We start from the raw sequence: 18,347 nt of genomic DNA, 5'->3' as shown, positions 1-18,347 counted from the left end.
GACGGGGAACTCCCGACAGGTCCTAGGCCCTTTCCGGGGCGCGCCCCGCTCCACGCGACGGAACCCACCACAGCACCAGGAACCGGGAAGACCACATGCATCCGTACCGCACCGAGTTCCCCCCGTCCGCACTGGACGACCTGCGCAGGCGTCTGGCGGAGACCCGCTGGCCCGCCGAGATCCCCGGAGCCGGCTGGAGCCGCGGCGTCCCCGTGGGCTATCTGCGCGAGCTCACCCAGTACTGGCTGGACACGTTCGACTGGCGTGCCGTCGAGGAACGGCTCAACGCCCACCCGCAGCTGCGCACCGAGGTCGACGGCACCCCTGTCCACCTCCTGCACGTCCGCTCGCCCGAGCCGGACGCCACCCCGCTGCTCATCACCCACGGCTGGCCCGGGTCCGTCCTGGAATACCTGGACGTGATCGGCCCCCTCACCGACCCCCGGGCGCACGGCGGCGACCCGTCCCGCGCCTTCCACCTCGTCCTGCCGACCCTCCCCGGGCACGGCCTCTCCGGCCCGGCCGCCGAACCCGGCTGGGGCGTGCCCCGGATCGCCCAGGCATGGGCGGAGATCATGCGCCGGCTGGGCTACGACCGCTACCTCGTCCAGGGCGGCGACCTGGGCTCCTGGGTCAGCCTCGCCCTCGGCTCCCTCGACCCGGAGCACGTCGCCGGGGTGCACGTGAACTTCCTGGTGACCCCGCCGCCGGGCCCCGAGGCCGTCGCCGGGCTCGACGAGCGGGACCTGGGCCGCCTCGCCCGGCTCGGGGACTTCTTCGAGTACGGCTCCGGCTACATGAAGATCCAGGGGACCCGGCCGCAGACCCTGGCGTACTCCCTGGACGACTCCGCGGCCGGCCAGCTCGCCTGGATCGCCGAGAAGTACAAGGAGTGGTCCGGCTGCGCCGAGCGGCCCGAGGAGGTCATCGACCGGGACGACCTGCTCGCCAACTTCACCCTCACCTGGCTCACCGCGACCGGCGGCTCGTCCGCCCAGACCTACTACGAACTGGCCGACCAGCTGCCCGGCTCGCCCACCGCGACCGCCCCGCCGCCCATGACCGCGCCCCTCGGCGTGTCCGTCTACCCCGACGACCCGGCGCCGCCGGTCCGGGCGTTCGCCGAGCAGCAGTACCCGCACATCGTCCAGTGGCGCGAGCACCCCGGCGGCGGCCACTTCGCCCCGCTGGAGCAGCCCGCGCACTTCGTCGCCGACCTCCGCGACTTCGCCGCGGCCGTCGGCGCCCGGCAGCCCGTCACCGCAGGGGCGGGGGACCGCGCATGACGGCGGGAGCCACGGCCCCCGGCCGGCGCGCCGTCGTCCTCGGCGGCGGCATCGCCGGCCTGCTGGCCGCCCGGGTCCTCGCCGACTCCTACGACGACGTCCTGGTCGTGGACCGGGACGAGCTGGGAGACACCGCGGGGCCCCGGCGCGCCGCGCCCCAGGGGCACCACGTCCACGGACTGCTCGCCAGTGGCCACGAGGTCATCGAAGGGCTCTTCCCCGGGCTGACCGAGGAACTGCGCGCCGACGGCGTCCCCGTCGGCGACTTCGGGACCAGCCTCGGCTGGCACTTCGACGGCCGCATGATGCGCCGCACGACCACCGGACTCACCTGCATCTCGCCGTCCCGGCCCATGCTGGAACAGCGGCTGCGCCGCCGGGTCCGCGCCCTGGACGCCGTACGGTTCGCCGAGGCCACCGACATCACCGGCCTCATCGGCACCGCGGGGGGCCGGGTCACCGGGGTGCGCCTGCACGCCCGGCACGGGTCCGAGGGCGCGTACGAGGTCCCCGCCGACCTCACCGTCGACGCCACCGGCCGCGGCTCCCGCACCCCCGGCTGGCTGGCCGCGCTCGGCCTGCCCCAGGTGCGCGAGGACAAGGTCAGGATCGACCTCACCTACACCACCTGCGACTTCCGGGGCCCCCTGGACCCCGACCCCGTCGGCGACGGGGTCGCCGAGGTCTGCGTCGCCACCCCCGGCTCCCCCCGGGGCGCGACGCTGGCCCGGCTCGCGGACCGCTATTCGCTGTCGCTGTACGGGATCCACGGCGACCGCCCGCCGGCCGACCTCCCCGGCTTCCTCGCGTTCGCCGCGTCCCTCCCCGTACCGGCGATCCACGAGGCGGTGCGCGAGGCCACCCCGCTGGGCGACCCGGTCTCCTTCCACTACCCCGCCAGCGTCCGCCGCCGCTACGAATCCCTCGGCGCGTTCCCCCGGGGACTGCTCGTCCTCGGCGACGCGGTCTGCTCCTTCAACCCCATCTACGCCCAGGGGATGACGGTCGCCGCCCTCGGCGCGCGGGTGCTCGCCCGGCACACCGGCCGCGACCGGGACCCGGACCCGCGCGCCTACTTCCGCGACCTGGCACGCGTCAACGACGCCCCGTGGGCGCTGGCGGCCGGCGGCGACCTGGCCTTCCCCGGTACGCGGGGCAGGCGGAGCCTGCCCGTACGGCTGGTCAACGCCTATATGCCGAGGCTGCGCGCGGCGGCGGTCCACGACGAGGCCGTCACCGAGGCGTTCCTGCGCGTGGCAGGGCTGGTCGACCCGCCTCCCGCCGTGATGCGCCCCTCGGTGCTGCGCAGGGTGCTCTTCCCGCGCGGCCGGCGTGGGAGCGCGGACACGGCGGCGGACCGGGAACGGGCCCTGTCATGAGGACCGGCCGGCTCGTCCGCCTCGTCTCCCGCCCGGCCCAGCGCGTGCCGGACCCCGGGGACGTCGAACTGGTCGAGGTGGACGTCCAGGACCCCGCTCCCGGCGAGGTCCTGGTGCGTAACCTCTACATGTCCATCGACCCGGGCGCGCTGCTGCGGATGAGCGACCTGTCCGCCCTGGACATCCCCCACTTCGAGACCGGCGAGCCCCTGTGGAGCGACGCGGTCGGCGAGGTCGTGGAGTCGCGGTGCGAGGGCCTGGCGGCCGGGGACCTCGTGTGGCACCGGTACGGGTGGCGGGACTACGCGGTCGGCGAGGGCTGCCAGTTCCGCCGCCTGGACCCGGACGCGTACCCGTCGCTCTCCCACCACCTCAGCTTCGGGGTGGTCGCCTACATCGGCGTCGCACTCGCCCGCATCAGACCGGGCGACACCGTGCTGGTGTCCAGCGCCGCCGGCGGCGTCGGCTCCATCGCCGGGCAGATCGCCCGGCTGCGCGGAGCGGGCCGGGTGATCGGCTCGGTCGGCTCGCCCGACAAGGTCCGCTTCGCGGTCGAGACCCTCGGCTACGACGCCGCGTTCGACTACCACGACGGCATCGCCTCCCAGATCGGGGGCGAACTCGACGTCTACTTCGACAGCGTGGGCGGAGAGCACCTGGAAGCGGCCATCGACGCGCTGCGGCCGCGCGGCCGCATCGTGATGTGCGGGCAGACCGAACAGGTCAGGTCGGGCGTGCCGACCGGCCCGCGCAACATGCTCACGGTGGTCGGCAAACGCCTCAGCATCCAGGGCTTCTACACCTTCGACCACCCCGAGCTGATGCCCCGGTTCGAGGAGGAGTTCACCCGCTGGGTGCGCACCGGGCAGATCGTGGTGCCGGAGACCGTGGTCGACGGCCTGGAGAACGGCGTCGACGCGGCGGTCGGCCAGCTGACCGGCCGCTTCACCGGCAAGGTCGTCCTCAGATTCTGAACACCGTGGCCTCCGGCGCCTCGTCGGGCTCCTCCGCGACAGCGTGGTCGCGGCCGAGGAGCGACACGGCGAGGAGCCGGTGGCACAGTTCGTTGGACGGGCCCATCAGCGCCACCCCGCGGGCGTCCGCGAGGAGGCCCGCCACCGCGCTCTCCGACGCGTAGCCGGCCGAGCCCATGAGCCGGCCGGCCTCCAGACAGATGTCCTCCGCCGCCGTCGAGGCGAACAGCTTGCTGCGCAGCGTCGCCAGGTCCGGGCGGGGAGCGGTCCCCGCACCAGCCCGCTCCACCATGGCCCGGGCCGCCTCCAGACGGGTCGTCAGCTCGGCGAGCCGGTAGCGGAACGACTGCCGCCCCATCAGCCCGTGCCGGTGGGCGTACCCCGTCACCTCGTCCAGGGCCGCCTGCGCGATGCCCACCGCCACCGCGCCCAGGCCGGCGCCCGACCGGTGCGCGCCGGCCACGATCTCCTGCCCGGCGCCCACCGCGCCCAGCCGGTTCGCGTCCCGCACCCGGCAGTCCGTCAGGGACACCGTCCCCGTCGCGGAACCGCGCATCCCGGCGAGGTCCAGGCCCAGTTCCGCGACCAGGCCCTCCGTCCGCGCCGGGACGACGAAGAACGTCGGCCGCGGGCCCCCGCCCGGCGCCGGCTCCACGGCCGGACGGGCGTCGCGCACCTGCACCAGGTACACATCGGCCAGACACGCACCCGTGGTGAACGCCTTCGCCCCGTGCAGCACCCAGCCGCCCGACTCCTCGCGCACCGCCGTACTGCGCGGACCGCCCGACCCGGGCCGGCCGCCGCCCTCGCTCCAGGCGGACGCGGCCAGCCAGGTGCCGTCGGCCAGCCGGGGCAGCAGCTGCGCCTTCTGCGCGGCCGAGCCCCACTCACCGATCCGCGCCGCGACCGAGCAGTGCTGGAACGCGATGATGGCCAGCGACGGATTGACCACCGCCACCTCCTCCACCATCCGGTTCACGTCGGCCGCCCGGCCCCCCGCGCCGCCGTACGCCTCGGACACCGCCACGGCCAGCAGCCCCGACGCCCGCAGCTCGGCGACCGCCGCCCGGTCCGGCTCACCGCTGCGCGCCGACAGGGCCGCCGAGGTTCGGAGCCGGGTCCGCAGCACCGGCGTAAGGGACGGTCGCCGCCGCGCGACAACAGGCACAGGGGACATGGCGCCTCCTCGTTCTCCGCCTCGCCCGGCCGGGGCGAGGACACCCCCTCAGCGTTCAACCCCGCGCCCCGGCAGGCATCTTCGGGGTTGCCGGTCCACGCGGTCCCGGGCGAACCGGCAACCGCGGAGGTGCCCGCCCCGCCCGCCGGCTGACAGCCTGCGCCGACACCGCCGAAGCCGCCGGGCCGCGAGGCCACTTGGCGGCAACGGGCACGGCACGGTTCGCGGGAGGCGCGGAGAAGATGAGACAGATCGTGGGAGCGATGCTCCGGCACGCGTGCACACAGGTCCGGCACGTCACGGCCGTACGGCAGTCCGAGGCGCGCGGCGACGTCGCCGCCGTCTACACCCAGGCCGTGCGGGACTTCGGGGTGCTGGCGCCCCCGCTCGCCCTGCACTCGCCGTCCCCGCCCGCGCTGGCCGCCGCCTGGGCGATGCTCCGGGAGGGCCTGCTCGTGGACGGCGCGACCGACCGGGCCGCCCGGGAACGGGTCGCCGCGGCCGTGTCCCGGGCCAACGCCTGCCCGTACTGCGTGGACGTCCACCGGGCCACGTACGAGACCCTGGACGGCGCCGCCGACGAGGACCCCGAGCTGACCGCGTGGGCGCGCGCCGGGGCGGACCCGGGCGCCGGAACCCCGCCCTGGCCGGCCTCCTGGCAGCCGGCCCAGCGCGCCGAATTCCTCGCGGTGGCCGTCGTCTTCCACTACCTCAACCGCATGGTCACCCTCTTCCTCGCGGAGTCGCCCATGCCCGCCGCCGTCCCCGGCCCGGTGCGCGGTCCGATGATGCGCACGGTCGCCCGGGCCATGCGCCCCGCCGGTGCCGCGAGCCCCGCGCCCGGCCGGTCGCTCCCCCTGCTGCCCGCCGCCCCGCCCCCGGACGGCTTCTCCTGGGCCGAGGACGTGCCGGCGGCCGCCGACGCGTTCGGCCGGGCCGCCGCCGCGACGGACGCCGCCGTGCACTGGCTTCCCGAGCCGGTCCGCGCGCTGGTGACCGGGCGCCTCGACGCGGGGGACCACCCGCGGGGGCCGAGCCGTGCCTGGTTCTCCGACGCGGTGGCGGGCCTGCCGGCCGCCGACCGGCCCGCCGCCGCCCTCGCGCTGCTGGTGGCGTACGCCCCGTACCAGGTGACCGACCAGGACGTCGCCGCGTTCCGCGCCCGCCACCCCGGCGACCGGGCGCTCATCGAGCTCACCTCCTGGGCGGCGCTGCGCTCCGCGCTGGGCACCGGCCGCCGCCTCGGCCGCGAGCAGGAGGCGCGCACGGCACCCCGGGCGGACCGGGGCCGCCGAACGTGAGCAACCACGGAGATGCCCCCTCGGGCCCCACTGCGCAGAATCGGTGCCCGGAGCTCGCGCTGCCCGCAAGACCCGCACCGTACCGGGAGGTTCAGGACCCATGCCTGATGTAGCTCGTACCCTGACGGCCGGCCCCCTGGGGACCGAACTGCTGGACCAGTACCGGCGCGACGGGTACCTGATGCTGCCCCCGGGCTATCTGAACACCGACGTCCCCGGGGTGGTCGACACACTGCTGCCCCGGCTCCACGCCGACGACGGCCCGCGACGCGTCATGGAGCGGGACAACACCACCGTCCGCTCCGTCTACGGACTGCACCAGACCTACCCGGAGATCGCCGAGGTCACCCGGGCGCCGGAGCTGCTGGGCGCGGTCGAGCAGATCGTCGGCCACTCCGCGTACGTCCACCAGTCGAAGATCAACTTCAAGGCGCCGTTCTCCGGGGACCAGTGGGAATGGCACCAGGACTACATCTACTGGCTGCAGAACGACGGCATCCAGCGCCCCGACCTGGTCAACGTGGCGATCTTCCTGGACGAGGTCACCGAGTTCAACGGACCGCTCACCTTCGTCCCCGGCTCGCACCGCCGGGGCGTGCTCGCCGGCACCGAGTCCTCGGGCATGCCGGCCGGCTACGAGGACGCCCCGTCCTGGGTGGCCACGCTCACCGCCGAGGAGAAGTTCCAGGTCGGCCACGACACCGTCGGCGCCATGGTGCGCGAGCGCGGCATGGTCAGCCCCAAGGGCCCGGCCGGCTCCGTGCTCTTCTTCAGCCCGAACATCCTCCACACCTCCGCGCCGAACAGCTCACCGTTCCGCCGGGCGATGGTGATCTTCGTCTACAACAGCAGCGACAACGGACCGCAGGACGTCTCGAAGCCCCGCCCGCCGTTCCTCAGCGAGCCCACGGTGCGGGCCCTCACACCCATGCCCTACGCGACCGGGGAGACCCCGCAGTGACCAAGACCGTAGAACTCATCATCCCGAACGCCGCCGAGTACTTCCTGCGCGACCCCGACCTGAACCTCACCGGCGACGAGCGCGCCCGCGTGGTGCGGTTCAGCGGTACGTACGAGTGCGAGCACTCGGTGTTCTGGACCTCCGCCCCGCGCGTCCTCCTGCTCCCCGCCGGGGTGGACGAGCAGTGGTTCGCGGACGTGCACCACGCGCTGGGCGTGGAAGCACCCCCGTACATCTCCCCGGCCGTGACCACGGGCCTGCTGGTCGAGGACCTGCTCGCCGACGGGGCGGCGCAGCGCGCCCTGCGCGCCCGCCTGGAGGGCCACGACCTGGTCAGGATGCAGATGGTCGGCCCGACCCCCGAGACGTACCAGCTGGCCGCGATCATCCGCGGCTGGGGCCTGGACGTCGAGCTCGACTCCGTCGACACCGCCGACTACTGGGCGAGCCTCTACCTCGACTCGAAGGTCAGTGTTCTCGACCTGGCCCGCGAACTGCCCGACATCCACGTCGCCCCCGGCGTCGTCGTCAGCAACTGGGTCGAGCTGCGCGGCGCCCTCACCCGGCTGCTCACCCGCTACGACCGGGTCATCGCCCGTACCGCCTACGGCGTCGCCGGCGACGGCTCCGGCGTCGTCTCGGCCGGCACCGTCGAAAGCTTCCTGGACAACGCCGCGCGGGACTCCTTCTTCGCCTTCCCGATCCTGGTGCAGCAGTTCGTGGAGCACGCCCCGGGCGTCGGCTGCCCGGCCGTCGACATCCTGGTCGGCGAGGACGGCGTCGAGGACGTCGTCCTGTGCGCCCTCACCGTCGAGAACGGCTACCAGTTCCGCAGCGTGGACGTCGGCGACGGCGCGCTCCCGCAGAACTGGGGCGCCGAGGTCACCAAGGTCGCGCACGGTGTGGGCGCCGCCGCCCACGCGCTCGGCTACCGGGGCTGGATGTGCGCCGACTGCGTCGCCGGCGCGGACGGCACCCTGTACGTGACGGAGATCAACGCCCGGCGCAGCGGCTCCCTGCACGCCGGCGGCCTGCTCCGGCTGTGGAACGCCGAGCGCGACCTGACCCTCTCCGCCCACTTCATGATGACCGTGCCGCCGGGGCTCAGCTACCAGGAGCACATCCGCCCCGTCTTCCAGCGCCTCTGGGACCAGGGTGTCCGCGCCTACCCGACCAGCGTGCGCGGCATCCACTGGGACGAGCCGATGATCGCGGTCATCGCCGCCGCGCCCACCGCCGACGAGGCCCAGGCCATCGTCGCCGGCATCGCCGAGGACATCGCCGCGACGGCCGCCGCCCCGGTGGTCACGGCCGCCGAGGCCGCGGGCTGCCCGATGGCGGCGGTCTGAGCGACCAACGGCCCGTCGCCCCCCTCGGCGACGGGCCCGCCCCCCACCCGGAACAACTCGCACAGGCCGTCACGGCCAGGAGGTAAGCAGTGGCTGGAGCACTCCCGGGCAGCGTTCTGGAACGCCCCCGTCCCCACGGCAGCGCGATCTCCGCTGCCTTCCCGCAGGACGCGTCCGCGCCGGACCTGGCCGCGCGACTCCAACTGATGACCCGTCTGCACCGCCACTACGCGGCCTACCTGGGCGGCCCCGAGACCTTCGAGCAGATCCCGCGGCTCAACGCCTCGCAGCAGATCGGCCGCATCGAGAACGAGTGGCTGCGCTGGGAGGACGAGCAGGTCGACACCGCCCGGCTGCCCGAGTCCGCCGCCGAGTTCCGCGACTGGTTCGAGGCGGTCAGCGCCGCCCATGTGCAGCCCGAGTTCTGCCGGTACATCGAGAACGAGGCCAGGCTGGACGAGGTGGCGCTCTTCTTCCTCGCCGAGGAGCTGGTCGACAGCCGCTTCGACGACCTGGTCGCCCTGGTCCAGCTCGGTTCCGCCGGTGCCAGCAAGCTGGTCATGGCCGAGAACTACTGGGACGAGATGGGCGAGGGCGCGCTCGAACGGATGCACACCGTGCTCTTCGAGCACTCCGCCGTCTACATGCGCGACCGCCTGGCCGAGCGGAACATCGACACCTCCGAGCTGAACGGCACCGAGGTCTTCGAGAACGCCTGCCTGACCCTCATGTACGCGCTCCACCGCGGCCTGGTCCCGCGCGCCCTGGGCGCCCTCGGCCTGATGGAGCACAGCGCCCCGCCGCGCTTCCAGGCGATGGTCGACGCCTGCACCCGCCTCGGAGTGCCCGCCGACGTCATCACGTACCAGAGCATCCACGTCCACGTGGACGAGGGCCACGGCGCCGACTGGCTGGACCACGTCCTGTTGCCGCTCGTCCAGTCCTCGCCCGCCGCGCTCCGCGAGGTGTGCATGGGGGTGCTCACCCGGGAACGCGTCGCGAACGCCTACTACCGGCGCATCTGGCAGCAGATGAAGGACCTGCGCCGCTGACCGGCGGACCCCGATCCCCCCGATCACAGGGAGCGGCCCCATGGAGCCCGACGCCTTCTACCACGAGCAGAGCCGAGGACTTCAGCGCCGGTTCGGCACGTCCGGCCTGGCCGGACACCTCGCCGAGAAGTACGTCCTCGACCGCCTGGAGCCCGGGCACCAGGAGTGGATCGCCGCGGCCGACGAGGTGTTCGTGGCGACCGTCGGCCCCGACGGCCGGCCGGACTGCTCGTACAAGGGCGGGCTGCCCGGCTTCGTCCGGGTGCTCGACGCGCACACGCTGGACCTGCCGAGCTACGACGGGAACGGCATGTACCGCACGCTCGGCAACGCCGCGGCCGCCGCGCACGTCGCCCTCCTCTTCCTGCCCGCCGGCGTCCCCGCGAAGCTCCGCGTCGGCGGGCGGGCCCGGCTGCTCACCGACCCGGAGGCGGTCGCCGCGCACGAGGGCGCGGAGGCCGTCCTGCGGATCACGGTGGACCAGGTCTTCGAGAACTGCCCGAGATATCTGCACGACCGGGTCACGGGCGCCCCCTCGGCACACTGCCCCCGCCCCGGCCACCTGCCGCCCGAACCGGAGTGGAAGAAGAAACCGGAGTACGAGGGACTGCTGCCGGTGCGCGGCCCCGCCCACCCCGGCTGAAGCGTGGAACACCGACCGAGAGGAACCACCGTGGGGCACCCCGTCCGGACCAGGATCATCGATCTCTCCCACACCATCGAGCACGGCATGGACACCTACCCCGGCCTGCCCGGGCCGGAGTTGAGCGACCACCTCTCCCGCGAGGAGTCGCGCGGCAGGTACCCGGCCGGCACCGAGTTCCACATCGGTTCCATCACCATGGTCGCCAACACCGGGACCTATCTGGACACCCCCTTCCACCGCTACCCCGACGGCCCCGACCTGTCCGCGCTCGACCTGTCCCGGCTGGCGGACGTGGAGGGCGTCGTCATCGACGCCACGGGCATCGAGGGCCGGTCCGTCGGCCCCGAGCTCCTCGACGGCGTCGAGGTCACCGGCCGGGCGGTCCTGATCCGCACCGGCTGGGACCGCCACTGGCGCACCCCTCGGTACGCGGACGCCGGGCACCCCTTCCTCAGCGCGAGCGCGGTGGAACGGCTCGTCGCGCGGAAGCCGGCCGCGGTGGGCATCGACTCCGTGAACATCGACGACATGGCGGACCTGACGCGCCCCGCCCACACCGGACTCCTCGCGGCGGAGATCTGCGTCATCGAGCACCTGCGCGGCCTCGAAGACCTGCCGTCGGACGGATTCCGCTTCCACGCGGTACCGGCGCCCGTCGCGGGCCTGGGCAGCTTCCCCGTACGGGCGTACGCCGTCGTGGGCTGAGGCGCGCGGGACCACCCACACCACCCACCACAGTGAGGAGCCGCCATGCTCACCACCACCGCAGCGCCCTACCGGATCGAACGGGCCGGCCAGACCTTCGCCGCCACGGTCCACGGACTCGACCTGCGCGAGCCGCTGACCGAGGAGACCGTCGGCGCGCTGACCCGCGATCTCGCCGAGCACCGGGTGCTGGTGATCCCCGGTCAGCAGCTCAGCCATGCACAACACGTCGACGTCAGCCGCCGGTTCGGGCCGCTGGACGTCTACCCCGTCTCGAAGTACGTGGTCCCCGACCACCCCGAAGTGCTGACCATCAGCAACATCTTCAAGGACGGGCAGCCGATCGGCCTGTACGACGGCGACGAGCAGATCGAGTGGCACACCGACTACAGCTGGAAGGCGCGCACCAGCAGGGCGTCGCTGCTGTACTCCGTCGTCGCCTCGGAGACCGGCGGCGACACGCTGTTCGCCGACTCCACCGCCGCGTACGACGAACTCCCGGAGGCCGTCAAGCAGCGGATCGCCGGGCTCCAGGGCGTGCACTCGATGCACCACCTGGTGGAGACCGAGCGGCTGACGAACCCGCACAAGGCGCCGCTGACCGCCGAGGAACGCGAGCGGATGCCCGACATGGCGCACCCCCTCGTCCGGGAGCACCCCGAGACCGGGCGCCGGTCGCTGCTCCTCGGCAGCATGATCATCAGCGGGATCGTCGGTCTGGGCCGGGCCGAGAGCGACGCGCTGCTGCGCGAGCTGCACGACCACGCGACGGCCGACCGCTATGTGTACCGCCACCAGTGGCGTGAGGGCGACGTGGTGATGTGGGACAACGAGGCCACCATGCACACCCGTACGCCCTGCGACCGGCTCGTCAGCCCGCGCCTGCTGTACCGCACCACCGTCCTCTGGGACTGACCGGACACGACTGACCGGACACGACGGAGCGGGGCGCGGCCACCCGGTGGCCGCGCCCCGCTCGTGTGTCGCTTCCGGTTACGCGTCCGGCAGGACCTGGGCGACCTCCCAGACGTTGCCGGACGGGTCGGCGAAGGCGGCGGTACGGCGGCCCCAGGGGCGGTCGACCGGACCATTGAGCAGGGTCACCCCGTGCTCCACGAGCTCGGCGCACACCGCGTCGGCGTCCTCGACCTCGATGGTGAGCAGCAGCCGGGCGCCCGCCTCCGGGGCGGCGACCGGGCGCGGCTCGACCAGCGTCGGGGCGTTGTCGGTCACCAGCAGGTTGATCATCGTGTTGCTGAGCTTGACCACCGCGGAGTCCTCGTTCTCGAAGACCACCTCAAGGCCGAAGACGTCCTGGTAGAACCGCTTCGCCGCGACCACGTCCTCGACGAAGAGCGTGATGACCTCAAGCCGGTCGAGTCCCTTGATCATTTCTTACTCCGTATTCCGTGCGGCATCATCCGGGTCAGCCGACCGTAGCGTCCGGCGGGCATCCGGCAGGAGGGGCACATCCCAAAGTCGCGCGAGCCCGGCAGATCCGATGGAATGTGCCCCTCCGCCCGTCACCGGTAGCTCGCCGCCTGGAGGCCGAAGAGTTCGGCGTAGAGGCCGCCGTCCGCCATGAGCGCCTGATGGCTGCCGGACTCCGCGATGTGCCCGTCCCGGACGACGAGGATGAGGTCGGCCATGCGCGCGGTGGAGAACCGGTGCGAGACCAGGACCGTGATCGCGCCGGCCGCCTCGCGCACCTGCCGGGCCTGCTCCGAGAAGCGCTCGAAGAGCTGGTGCTCGGTCTCCGCGTCGAGCGCGGACGACGGCTCGTCCAGGACGAGCAGGACCGGTGCCGGCCGCATCATGGCCCGGCCGAGCGCCAGCTTCTGCCACTGCCCGCCCGAGAGTTCGGCGCCCTCCGTCCAGCTCTTGCCGAGCTGGCTGTCCAGCCCCTGCGGCAGCCGCTCGACCACGTCACCGGCGTGCGCCGACTCCAGGGCGTCGAGCACCGCCCGGTCGTCGTCCACCCGGGGCAGGTCGCCCAGCCCGACGGTGGTCCCGGCCCGGAACTCGTACCGTACGAAGTCCTGGAGGCCGACCGAGATACGGGCCCGCCACTCCTCGGCGGACAGCCGGTGCAGGTCGACGCCGTCCACCAGGACCCGGCCGCTCGTCGGGCGGTACAGCCCGCACAGGAGCTTGACCAGCGTCGACTTCCCGGCCCCGTTCTCGCCGACCACGGCGACCGTGGTGCCGGCCGGGATGCGCACCCGCAGGTCGTTGAGCACCGGCGCGTCCGCACCCGGGTAGGCGAAGCCGACCCCGTCCAGCTCGATGCCCTCGCGCATCCGGTCCGCGGGGCTGAGGCCGCCCTCCTCGGCGGGGCCGTCCGGCTCCGCCACCAGGGCGCGTACCGCGGCCACCCTGCGCAGGGTGCTGCCCATGCGCTGGAGGGTGCCCGTCAGATTGACCGCCTCCGTGACCTGCTGGTTCACCTGGACGGCCAGCGCGATGACGACGGTGACCTCCCCGATGCCGTGCCGGCCGGACACCGCGTCCCGCAGCACGAGCAGCACGGTGCCCACGTACGCCAGGGCGAAGACGACCTGGCCGCCGGCCCGCAGCGCGGCGGCCCCGGCCTGCCCGCGCCACAGGACCCGGTCCGCGTCCGCGCGCAGCCCGGCGTGCCGGCGCCGCATCTCCTGCCGCAGCCGGAAGACGCGCAGCTCCCCGGCGTGCCGGGCGGAGGTGGAGAGCCGGAAGAGGTTGAGGGCCAGCCTGGTGGGTTCGGCGGAGCTCGTCCGGGAGCGGTCGAGGCGGCGTTCGGCGGCCCGCCCGGCCAGCAGCGGGGGAGCGGCGGCGAGCGGCAGCAGGAGCAGCACCGGGTGGAGCCGCGCCAGCAGGACCGCGGTGAGGACCATGGCCAGGGCCAGGCCGACGCTGCTGAACAGCGCGGACAGGGCGTTGCTGAACTGCCGCACCTCGCGGTCCAGTACGGACAGCTCGTCGGCGAACTCGGCCCGGTCGTGGTGCTCGATCCCCGCGGAGCCGTTGGACAGCTCCGCCAGCTGCTGGACCATGTCCAGCTCGGCCAGCTCCGACAGCTCGAAGTAGGCGATGTGCGCGAAGTGCGCCCCGGTGAGGGTGAGCGCGGCGAGCACCGCGGTCGCCACCCCGTACAGGGCGGCCGCCGTGCCCCGGCCCGCGACCACCGCGTCGGTCATGAGGCCCAGGAACACCGCGAGCAGCGGGGCCGAGACCGCGCCCGCCACCATCAGGGCGAGGGCGAGGAGCGTCTTGCGGGGGTGGATGCGCCACGCCATGCGGAACAGGCCCCACGAGCCGTCGAGGGTTTCCTTCATGACAGCACCTCCGCCGGCACGCCGTGGCCGGCCCCGTCGTCGTCATCGGTGAAGCGGTCGGCCTGGAGCCGGAACAGCTCCGCGTACCGGCCGCCCCGGTCGAGCAGCTGCTCGTGGCTGCCCCGCTCGATGACGCGGCCGCCGTCGAGCACGACGATGACGTCCGCGCGCCGCACGGTGGAGAAGCGGTGCGAGATCAGCATTGTGGTGGCGCCCCGGGTGAGCGAGGTGAACTCCTCGAAGAACCCGGCCTCCGCCCGTACGTCGAGGCTGGCCGTCGGCTCGTCCATGACCAGCACGGACGAGCCGTGGTCCAGGGCGAACAGGGCCCGGGCCAGGGCCAGCCGCTGCCACTGGCCGCCCGACAGCTCCGCCCCGCCCTCCAGATGGCGGGCCAGCGGCGTCGCCGTGCCCCGGGGGAGCGCGTCGAGGGCGCCGGTGAGACCCACGGCCTCGATCGCCCGGCGGACGCCCTCGGTGTCGTCGGCGCGGTGGACGGCGCCGAAGGCCACGTTGTCGGCGGCCGAGACCTCGAACCGGGCGAAGTCCTGGAAGATCACCGCGGTCTTGGCGCGCCACGCCTCCAACGGGTAGGAGGCGATGTCCACCCCGTCGAGGCGGATGACGCCGGCGCTGGGTTCGTAGAGCCGGGTGAGCAGCTTGACCAGGGTCGTCTTGCCGGCGCCGTTCAGCCCGACCACGGCCGTGCAGCTGCCCACGGGGATCTCCAGGTCCAGATCCTCGAAGACCGCGCGGTCCTCGCCGGGGTAGCGGAACGTGACGTGGTCGAAGTGGATGACCCCGGCCGGCTCCGGCACCTCGGCGCCTCGCGCGTTCCCGGCCGGCTCGGCGGTAGTGGTGGCGTCCAGGTGGTCGGTGAAGCGGCGCACCGCCTCGTACGCGTGCATGCCGATGGCGGTCTGCAGATCGCTCTCCGGGTAGAACTCGGCGAGCCGCAGCGCCCCCAGGGCGGCCTGGAGGACCAGGGCGAACACGGTCAGGGTCTGCCCGGTGTCCCCGTCGGCCGCGCCGGTGCCGATGGCCGCGAGGGCCGCACCGCTCACCAGCACCATCCACAGCGTGTACCAGAGGAACGGTCCGAGATAGATCGCGCGGCGGATCTTCCACAGCGGCTTCAGCCAGTCGGTGTACGAGGTGTGCAGCCGGTCCTGGAGCCACCGCATCAGCCCGAAGACGCGGATCTCCTTCGCCGCGTCGGCCGAGGTGGCGAGGGTGCGCAGGTAGTCGTTCTCCATCTCCTTCGAGCCCAGGTCGAAGCGGGCACCGGCGTACTTCCGCAGCCCGCCGACGTGACCGTGCCGGAAGAGCAGCACGGCGGTCAGCAGCCCGGCGGCCGCGAGCCAGGAGAACGCGAAGCCGACGACCGCGACGTACCCGAGGAGCTGGATCTGCCGTGCGCCCAGCGCGAGCAGCCCGGCTCCGGCCTGGCCCGGGCTCTGCACCCCCGATTCCAGCTCACGGGCCGCGGCGCGCAGGTCCTCGATGACCCGGGCGTCCTCCAGCGCGGCGATCCCGGGCGTCGACGTCGCCGCGTCCATCAGCTCGTCCAGCACCCGGCCGTCGATGCGGCGGGCCACCGACTCGCCGAGCGCCTGCTGCGCGGGCGCGAGGATCTGCTGCCCCACGAACGCGGCGGCGGCCAGCACGAAGGCCCGGATCAGCGCGTCGAAGGCGCCGGAGCCGGTCCCGCCCTCCACCGCCGCCGGGACCCGGCCGAGCACCACGGCGCTCGCCACCACGAACAGCACGGGCAGGAGGCCGAGGAGGACGTTGACCACCGCGCTCGCGGCGACCAGGGCCGCCCCGGCACGGGGCAGCAGGCGGGCGATGTCCCGGCGGGCCGCGAGCAGCCGGGCGACACCGTCCGGCAGGAGCCACTTCATCCGGCGACCCCGTGCTGTGCGAGGTGGTCCGCGCAGGCCGGCAGCCCGCGCTCGGCGATGACGTCGTTGAAGTCGAACGGGGTGACCGTACGCAGCTCGGTCAGCAGCCCGGTGATGGGCGTGCCGTACTTCCGCGCCATGTACTGGTAGTTGGGCGCGGCCGCGTCCTCGTTCTCCTCGAAGTCCTTGTAGTGCGGCAGGTGGATGGCCGACGCGTCCCGGCACAGCTCGAACCGCACACCGTCGCGGTGCAGCCGGTAACCGAGGTCGAGATCCTCGCCGCCCCAGGACCGGAAGTTCTCGTCGAAGCCGCCGGCCGCCCGGATCGCCGCCGTCGGGGCCGAGACATGGCCGGTCCAGAAGACCACCCACGGGGCGGGCAGGCCGTTGAAGTCGTCCGTGTACTTCTCGTAGAAGTACTCCCGGATGTCGAACCGGGTACCGGTCCGCGCGAAGCCGGCCATGGTGGCGTCCGGGTCGTCCGTGTCGATCTCCCGTTCCAGCGCCTCGGCGTCCGCGTTGTCCACGGTGAAGCCGTAGAGGTAGCCGACGAGAGCGACCGGACCGGACGCCTTCCGGTGTGCCGTCAGGTGGCCGGCCAGCGCCTCGCTGTGCAGCACCACACCGGAGTCGATCATGACGGTGACGGCACCGCGCGCCGCCGCGACCCCGACGTTGCGGGCCCTGGCCACCTGCCAGCCGTCGTCGGGCTGGAAGAAGTACCGCACGTCCAGCCGGTCAGCGTAGCCGCCGACCAGCTCCTCGGTGCCGTCACTGGAACCGTCGTCCACGACCAGCACCTCGAACCGCTCGCGCGGCAGGGTCTGCCGGACCAGCGAATCCAGGGTGTGCGCCAGGTGCGCCTTCCGGTTGTACGTGGGAATGACGACGCTGCACTGCAACTGCTCGGTCATGACGCCTCCGCCAGGGTGGGAACCTCGGACTGCCGTGCGATGTCGCGGGCCCGTGCCGCCTCGATGAACGAGCGCACGTCCGCCACGAAGAGCTCGGGGACCTCCATCGCCGGGAAGTGCCCGCCCCGGTCGAACTCGCTCCACTGCACGATCTCCGGGAACCGGGGCGCCGCCAGGCTGCGTACGGGCAGCGCACTGTCGTACGGATGCACGGTCACCGCCAGGGGTACGGGCAGCGGTGGCGGCACCTCCTGCGGCTTGGACGAGCCGGGCAACTGGTCGGCCATCTCGTAGTACAGCTGCGCCGACGAGCCGCCGGTGGCCGTGAACCAGTAGAGGGAGACATTGGTCAGGAGCTGGTCGCGATCGACCGAGCCCCCCGGCACCGAGTCGTCCGTCCACGCGTGGAACTTCTCCGCCACCCAGGCCAGCTGCCCGGCCGGTGAATCGGTGAGGCCGTACCCCAGGGTCTGGGGCCGGGTGCTCTGGATGCGCATGTAGCCGCTGCCCTGCTCCATCCCCCCGAGCGCCGCGACCCGCTCCCGGTCCGAGGCGTTCAGTGCCTCGATCTCGCCGGGTTCGCCGGACGGCGGCGTCAGCAGGAAGTTGACGTGCGCCCCGATCACCCGCTCCGGCCGCATCCCGGCCAGGGTCAGCGAGATCCACACCCCCAGGTCCGTGCCGTGCAGCGCGTACCGCTCGTACCCCAGCCGCTCCATGAGGGTGACCCAGGCACCGGCGATCCGCCCCACCGACCAGCCGGCCTCCGGCGCCGGACCGGAGAACCCGAAGCCGGGCGGGGTCGGGATCACCAGGTGGAACGCCTGCCCGGGATCCCCGCCGTGCGCGCGCGGGTCGCTCAGCGGCCCGATCACGTCCAGGAACTCGGCGATCGACCCCGGCCAGCCGTGCGTCATGAGCAGCGGAGTCGCGTCCGGTTCGGGCGAGCGCACATGGAGGAAGTGCACCCGCGCACCGTCGATCTCGTCCACGAACTGGGGGAACGCGTTGATCCGCGCCTCGGCGGCCCGCCAGTCGAAGCCGTCGCGCCAGTAGGCGGCGAGCTCCCGCACCTGACCGACCGGCAGACCGCGGGCATCCCCCACACCCGGCAGCTCACTGGGCCATCTCGTACGGGAGAGGCGGTCATGGAGATCGTCCAGCGCCTCCTGGGGAATCGCGACGCGGAAGGGGCGCATCCCTGAACTCCTTTTCAGAACCGGGCAGTTTGGGCTCATCGGTGGGTCAAATGAAAGCCAGACTAGGGAAGTTGCGCACGCTACGGCAGCGAACAGCCGGAAGAGAGCAATCCGGAAGTGGTCGCCCGACCGGCCGACCACCGCGTCCGTCCCGGCCCGGACGAGTGCGCACGCTGGAAGTGGTGC

Annotated in this window: 16 protein-coding genes; 10 read left to right on the top strand and 6 right to left on the bottom strand. The window is 73.3% G+C overall.

What is annotated here, in order from left to right; genetic code table 11:
- The first annotated feature begins 95 nt into the window (after positions 1 to 95).
- From OG867_RS00160 to OG867_RS00150, 3 genes are read left to right on the top strand one after another with little or no spacing between them, the layout of a single operon-like run.
- Positions 96 to 1,286: an epoxide hydrolase family protein gene (locus OG867_RS00160; RefSeq protein WP_328904591.1), complete on the top strand. Its 1,191-nt coding sequence runs from the start codon at positions 96 to 98 to the stop codon at positions 1,284 to 1,286.
- Positions 1,283 to 2,665 (top strand): FAD-binding monooxygenase, encoded by a 1,383-nt coding sequence (locus tag OG867_RS00155; RefSeq protein WP_328904590.1) that lies wholly within the window; start codon positions 1,283 to 1,285, stop codon positions 2,663 to 2,665. Before OG867_RS00160 ends, OG867_RS00155 begins: the two co-directional genes overlap by 4 nt.
- Positions 2,662 to 3,639 carry an NADP-dependent oxidoreductase gene (locus OG867_RS00150; RefSeq protein ID WP_331720333.1) on the top strand — a complete coding sequence of 326 codons (978 nt, stop codon included), beginning with the start codon at positions 2,662 to 2,664 and terminating at the stop codon, positions 3,637 to 3,639. The genes OG867_RS00155 and OG867_RS00150 overlap by 4 nt, the downstream gene beginning before the upstream one ends.
- Here the strand turns inward: OG867_RS00150 and OG867_RS00145 are convergent.
- Entirely contained in the window at positions 3,629 to 4,816 is a 1,188-nt protein-coding gene (locus OG867_RS00145; protein ID WP_331720332.1) for an acyl-CoA dehydrogenase family protein, read from the bottom strand. The two genes, OG867_RS00150 and OG867_RS00145, sit on opposite strands and share 11 nt — an antisense overlap.
- 242 nt (positions 4,817 to 5,058) lie before the next feature.
- Here OG867_RS00145 and OG867_RS00140 point away from each other — a divergent pair, with 242 nt between their 5' ends.
- The 7 genes from OG867_RS00140 to OG867_RS00110 all read left to right on the top strand — a co-directional run bounded on the left by OG867_RS00140 (position 5,059) and on the right by OG867_RS00110 (position 11,745).
- Positions 5,059 to 6,117: a carboxymuconolactone decarboxylase family protein gene (locus tag OG867_RS00140; RefSeq protein WP_331720331.1), complete on the top strand. Its 1,059-nt coding sequence runs from the start codon at positions 5,059 to 5,061 to the stop codon at positions 6,115 to 6,117.
- A 100-nt stretch (positions 6,118 to 6,217) separates the two neighbouring features.
- Positions 6,218 to 7,078, top strand: coding sequence for a phytanoyl-CoA dioxygenase family protein (locus OG867_RS00135; protein WP_328904586.1), 861 nt, complete (start codon positions 6,218 to 6,220; stop codon positions 7,076 to 7,078).
- Positions 7,075 to 8,427 (top strand): hypothetical protein, encoded by a 1,353-nt coding sequence (locus OG867_RS00130; protein WP_328904585.1) that lies wholly within the window; start codon positions 7,075 to 7,077, stop codon positions 8,425 to 8,427. The genes OG867_RS00135 and OG867_RS00130 overlap by 4 nt, the downstream gene beginning before the upstream one ends.
- 89 nt (positions 8,428 to 8,516) lie before the next feature.
- Positions 8,517 to 9,479, top strand: coding sequence for an iron-containing redox enzyme family protein (locus OG867_RS00125; protein ID WP_331720330.1), 963 nt, complete (start codon positions 8,517 to 8,519; stop codon positions 9,477 to 9,479).
- A gap of 40 nt (positions 9,480 to 9,519) precedes the next feature.
- Entirely contained in the window at positions 9,520 to 10,122 is a 603-nt protein-coding gene (locus tag OG867_RS00120) for a pyridoxamine 5'-phosphate oxidase family protein (protein ID WP_331720329.1), read from the top strand.
- Between the two features lie 30 nt (positions 10,123 to 10,152).
- On the top strand, positions 10,153 to 10,830 hold the full coding sequence (locus OG867_RS00115) for a cyclase family protein (protein WP_328904582.1): 678 nt from the start codon (positions 10,153 to 10,155) through the stop codon (positions 10,828 to 10,830).
- Between the two features lie 45 nt (positions 10,831 to 10,875).
- Positions 10,876 to 11,745, top strand: coding sequence for a TauD/TfdA family dioxygenase (locus OG867_RS00110; RefSeq protein WP_331720328.1), 870 nt, complete (start codon positions 10,876 to 10,878; stop codon positions 11,743 to 11,745).
- 78 nt (positions 11,746 to 11,823) lie between these two features.
- Here OG867_RS00110 and OG867_RS00105 read toward each other — a convergent pair whose 3' ends face one another.
- The 5 genes from OG867_RS00105 to OG867_RS00085 form a co-directional block, all read right to left on the bottom strand.
- The gene (locus OG867_RS00105) at positions 11,824 to 12,222 is read right to left on the bottom strand and encodes a VOC family protein (RefSeq protein ID WP_328904580.1); all 399 of its coding nucleotides are present in this window, start codon (positions 12,220 to 12,222) and stop codon (positions 11,824 to 11,826) included.
- A 131-nt stretch (positions 12,223 to 12,353) separates the two neighbouring features.
- Positions 12,354 to 14,144, bottom strand: a complete 1,791-nt coding sequence (locus tag OG867_RS00100; protein WP_331720327.1) for an ABC transporter ATP-binding protein — start codon at positions 14,142 to 14,144, stop codon at positions 12,354 to 12,356.
- Positions 14,141 to 16,048: an ABC transporter ATP-binding protein gene (locus OG867_RS00095; RefSeq protein ID WP_331720326.1), complete on the bottom strand. Its 1,908-nt coding sequence runs from the start codon at positions 16,046 to 16,048 to the stop codon at positions 14,141 to 14,143. Before OG867_RS00095 ends, OG867_RS00100 begins: the two co-directional genes overlap by 4 nt.
- The gene (locus OG867_RS00090) at positions 16,045 to 16,962 is read right to left on the bottom strand and encodes a glycosyltransferase (RefSeq protein ID WP_331720325.1); all 918 of its coding nucleotides are present in this window, start codon (positions 16,960 to 16,962) and stop codon (positions 16,045 to 16,047) included. The genes OG867_RS00095 and OG867_RS00090 overlap by 4 nt, the downstream gene beginning before the upstream one ends.
- Positions 16,959 to 18,161, bottom strand: coding sequence for an epoxide hydrolase family protein (locus OG867_RS00085; protein WP_331720324.1), 1,203 nt, complete (start codon positions 18,159 to 18,161; stop codon positions 16,959 to 16,961). Before OG867_RS00085 ends, OG867_RS00090 begins: the two co-directional genes overlap by 4 nt.
- Positions 18,162 to 18,347: the final 186 nt, after the last annotated feature.

The sequence above is a fragment of the Streptomyces sp. NBC_00209 genome, from assembly GCF_045206345.1.
Classification (GTDB): domain Bacteria; phylum Actinomycetota; class Actinomycetes; order Streptomycetales; family Streptomycetaceae; genus Streptomyces.
The sequence above is the reverse complement of the archived record's forward strand: the minus strand, read 5'-3'. Positions and strand labels throughout refer to the sequence as shown.

Excerpts from the sequence above, each read along its gene's own strand:
- OG867_RS00160 (WP_328904591.1), top strand. The coding sequence starts at position 96 with ATGCATCCGTACCGCACCGAGTTCCCCCCGTCCGCACTGGACGACCTG.
- OG867_RS00155 (WP_328904590.1), top strand. The coding sequence starts at position 1,283 with ATGACGGCGGGAGCCACGGCCCCCGGCCGGCGCGCCGTCGTCCTCGGC.
- OG867_RS00150 (WP_331720333.1), top strand. The coding sequence starts at position 2,662 with ATGAGGACCGGCCGGCTCGTCCGCCTCGTCTCCCGCCCGGCCCAGCGC.
- OG867_RS00145 (WP_331720332.1), bottom strand. The coding sequence starts at position 4,816 with ATGTCCCCTGTGCCTGTTGTCGCGCGGCGGCGACCGTCCCTTACGCCG.
- OG867_RS00140 (WP_331720331.1), top strand. The coding sequence starts at position 5,059 with ATGAGACAGATCGTGGGAGCGATGCTCCGGCACGCGTGCACACAGGTC.
- OG867_RS00135 (WP_328904586.1), top strand. The coding sequence starts at position 6,218 with ATGCCTGATGTAGCTCGTACCCTGACGGCCGGCCCCCTGGGGACCGAA.
- OG867_RS00120 (WP_331720329.1), top strand. The coding sequence starts at position 9,520 with ATGGAGCCCGACGCCTTCTACCACGAGCAGAGCCGAGGACTTCAGCGC.
- OG867_RS00110 (WP_331720328.1), top strand. The coding sequence starts at position 10,876 with ATGCTCACCACCACCGCAGCGCCCTACCGGATCGAACGGGCCGGCCAG.
- OG867_RS00105 (WP_328904580.1), bottom strand. The coding sequence starts at position 12,222 with ATGATCAAGGGACTCGACCGGCTTGAGGTCATCACGCTCTTCGTCGAG.
- OG867_RS00100 (WP_331720327.1), bottom strand. The coding sequence starts at position 14,144 with ATGAAGGAAACCCTCGACGGCTCGTGGGGCCTGTTCCGCATGGCGTGG.
- OG867_RS00095 (WP_331720326.1), bottom strand. The coding sequence starts at position 16,048 with ATGAAGTGGCTCCTGCCGGACGGTGTCGCCCGGCTGCTCGCGGCCCGC.
- OG867_RS00090 (WP_331720325.1), bottom strand. The coding sequence starts at position 16,962 with ATGACCGAGCAGTTGCAGTGCAGCGTCGTCATTCCCACGTACAACCGG.
- OG867_RS00085 (WP_331720324.1), bottom strand. The coding sequence starts at position 18,161 with ATGCGCCCCTTCCGCGTCGCGATTCCCCAGGAGGCGCTGGACGATCTC.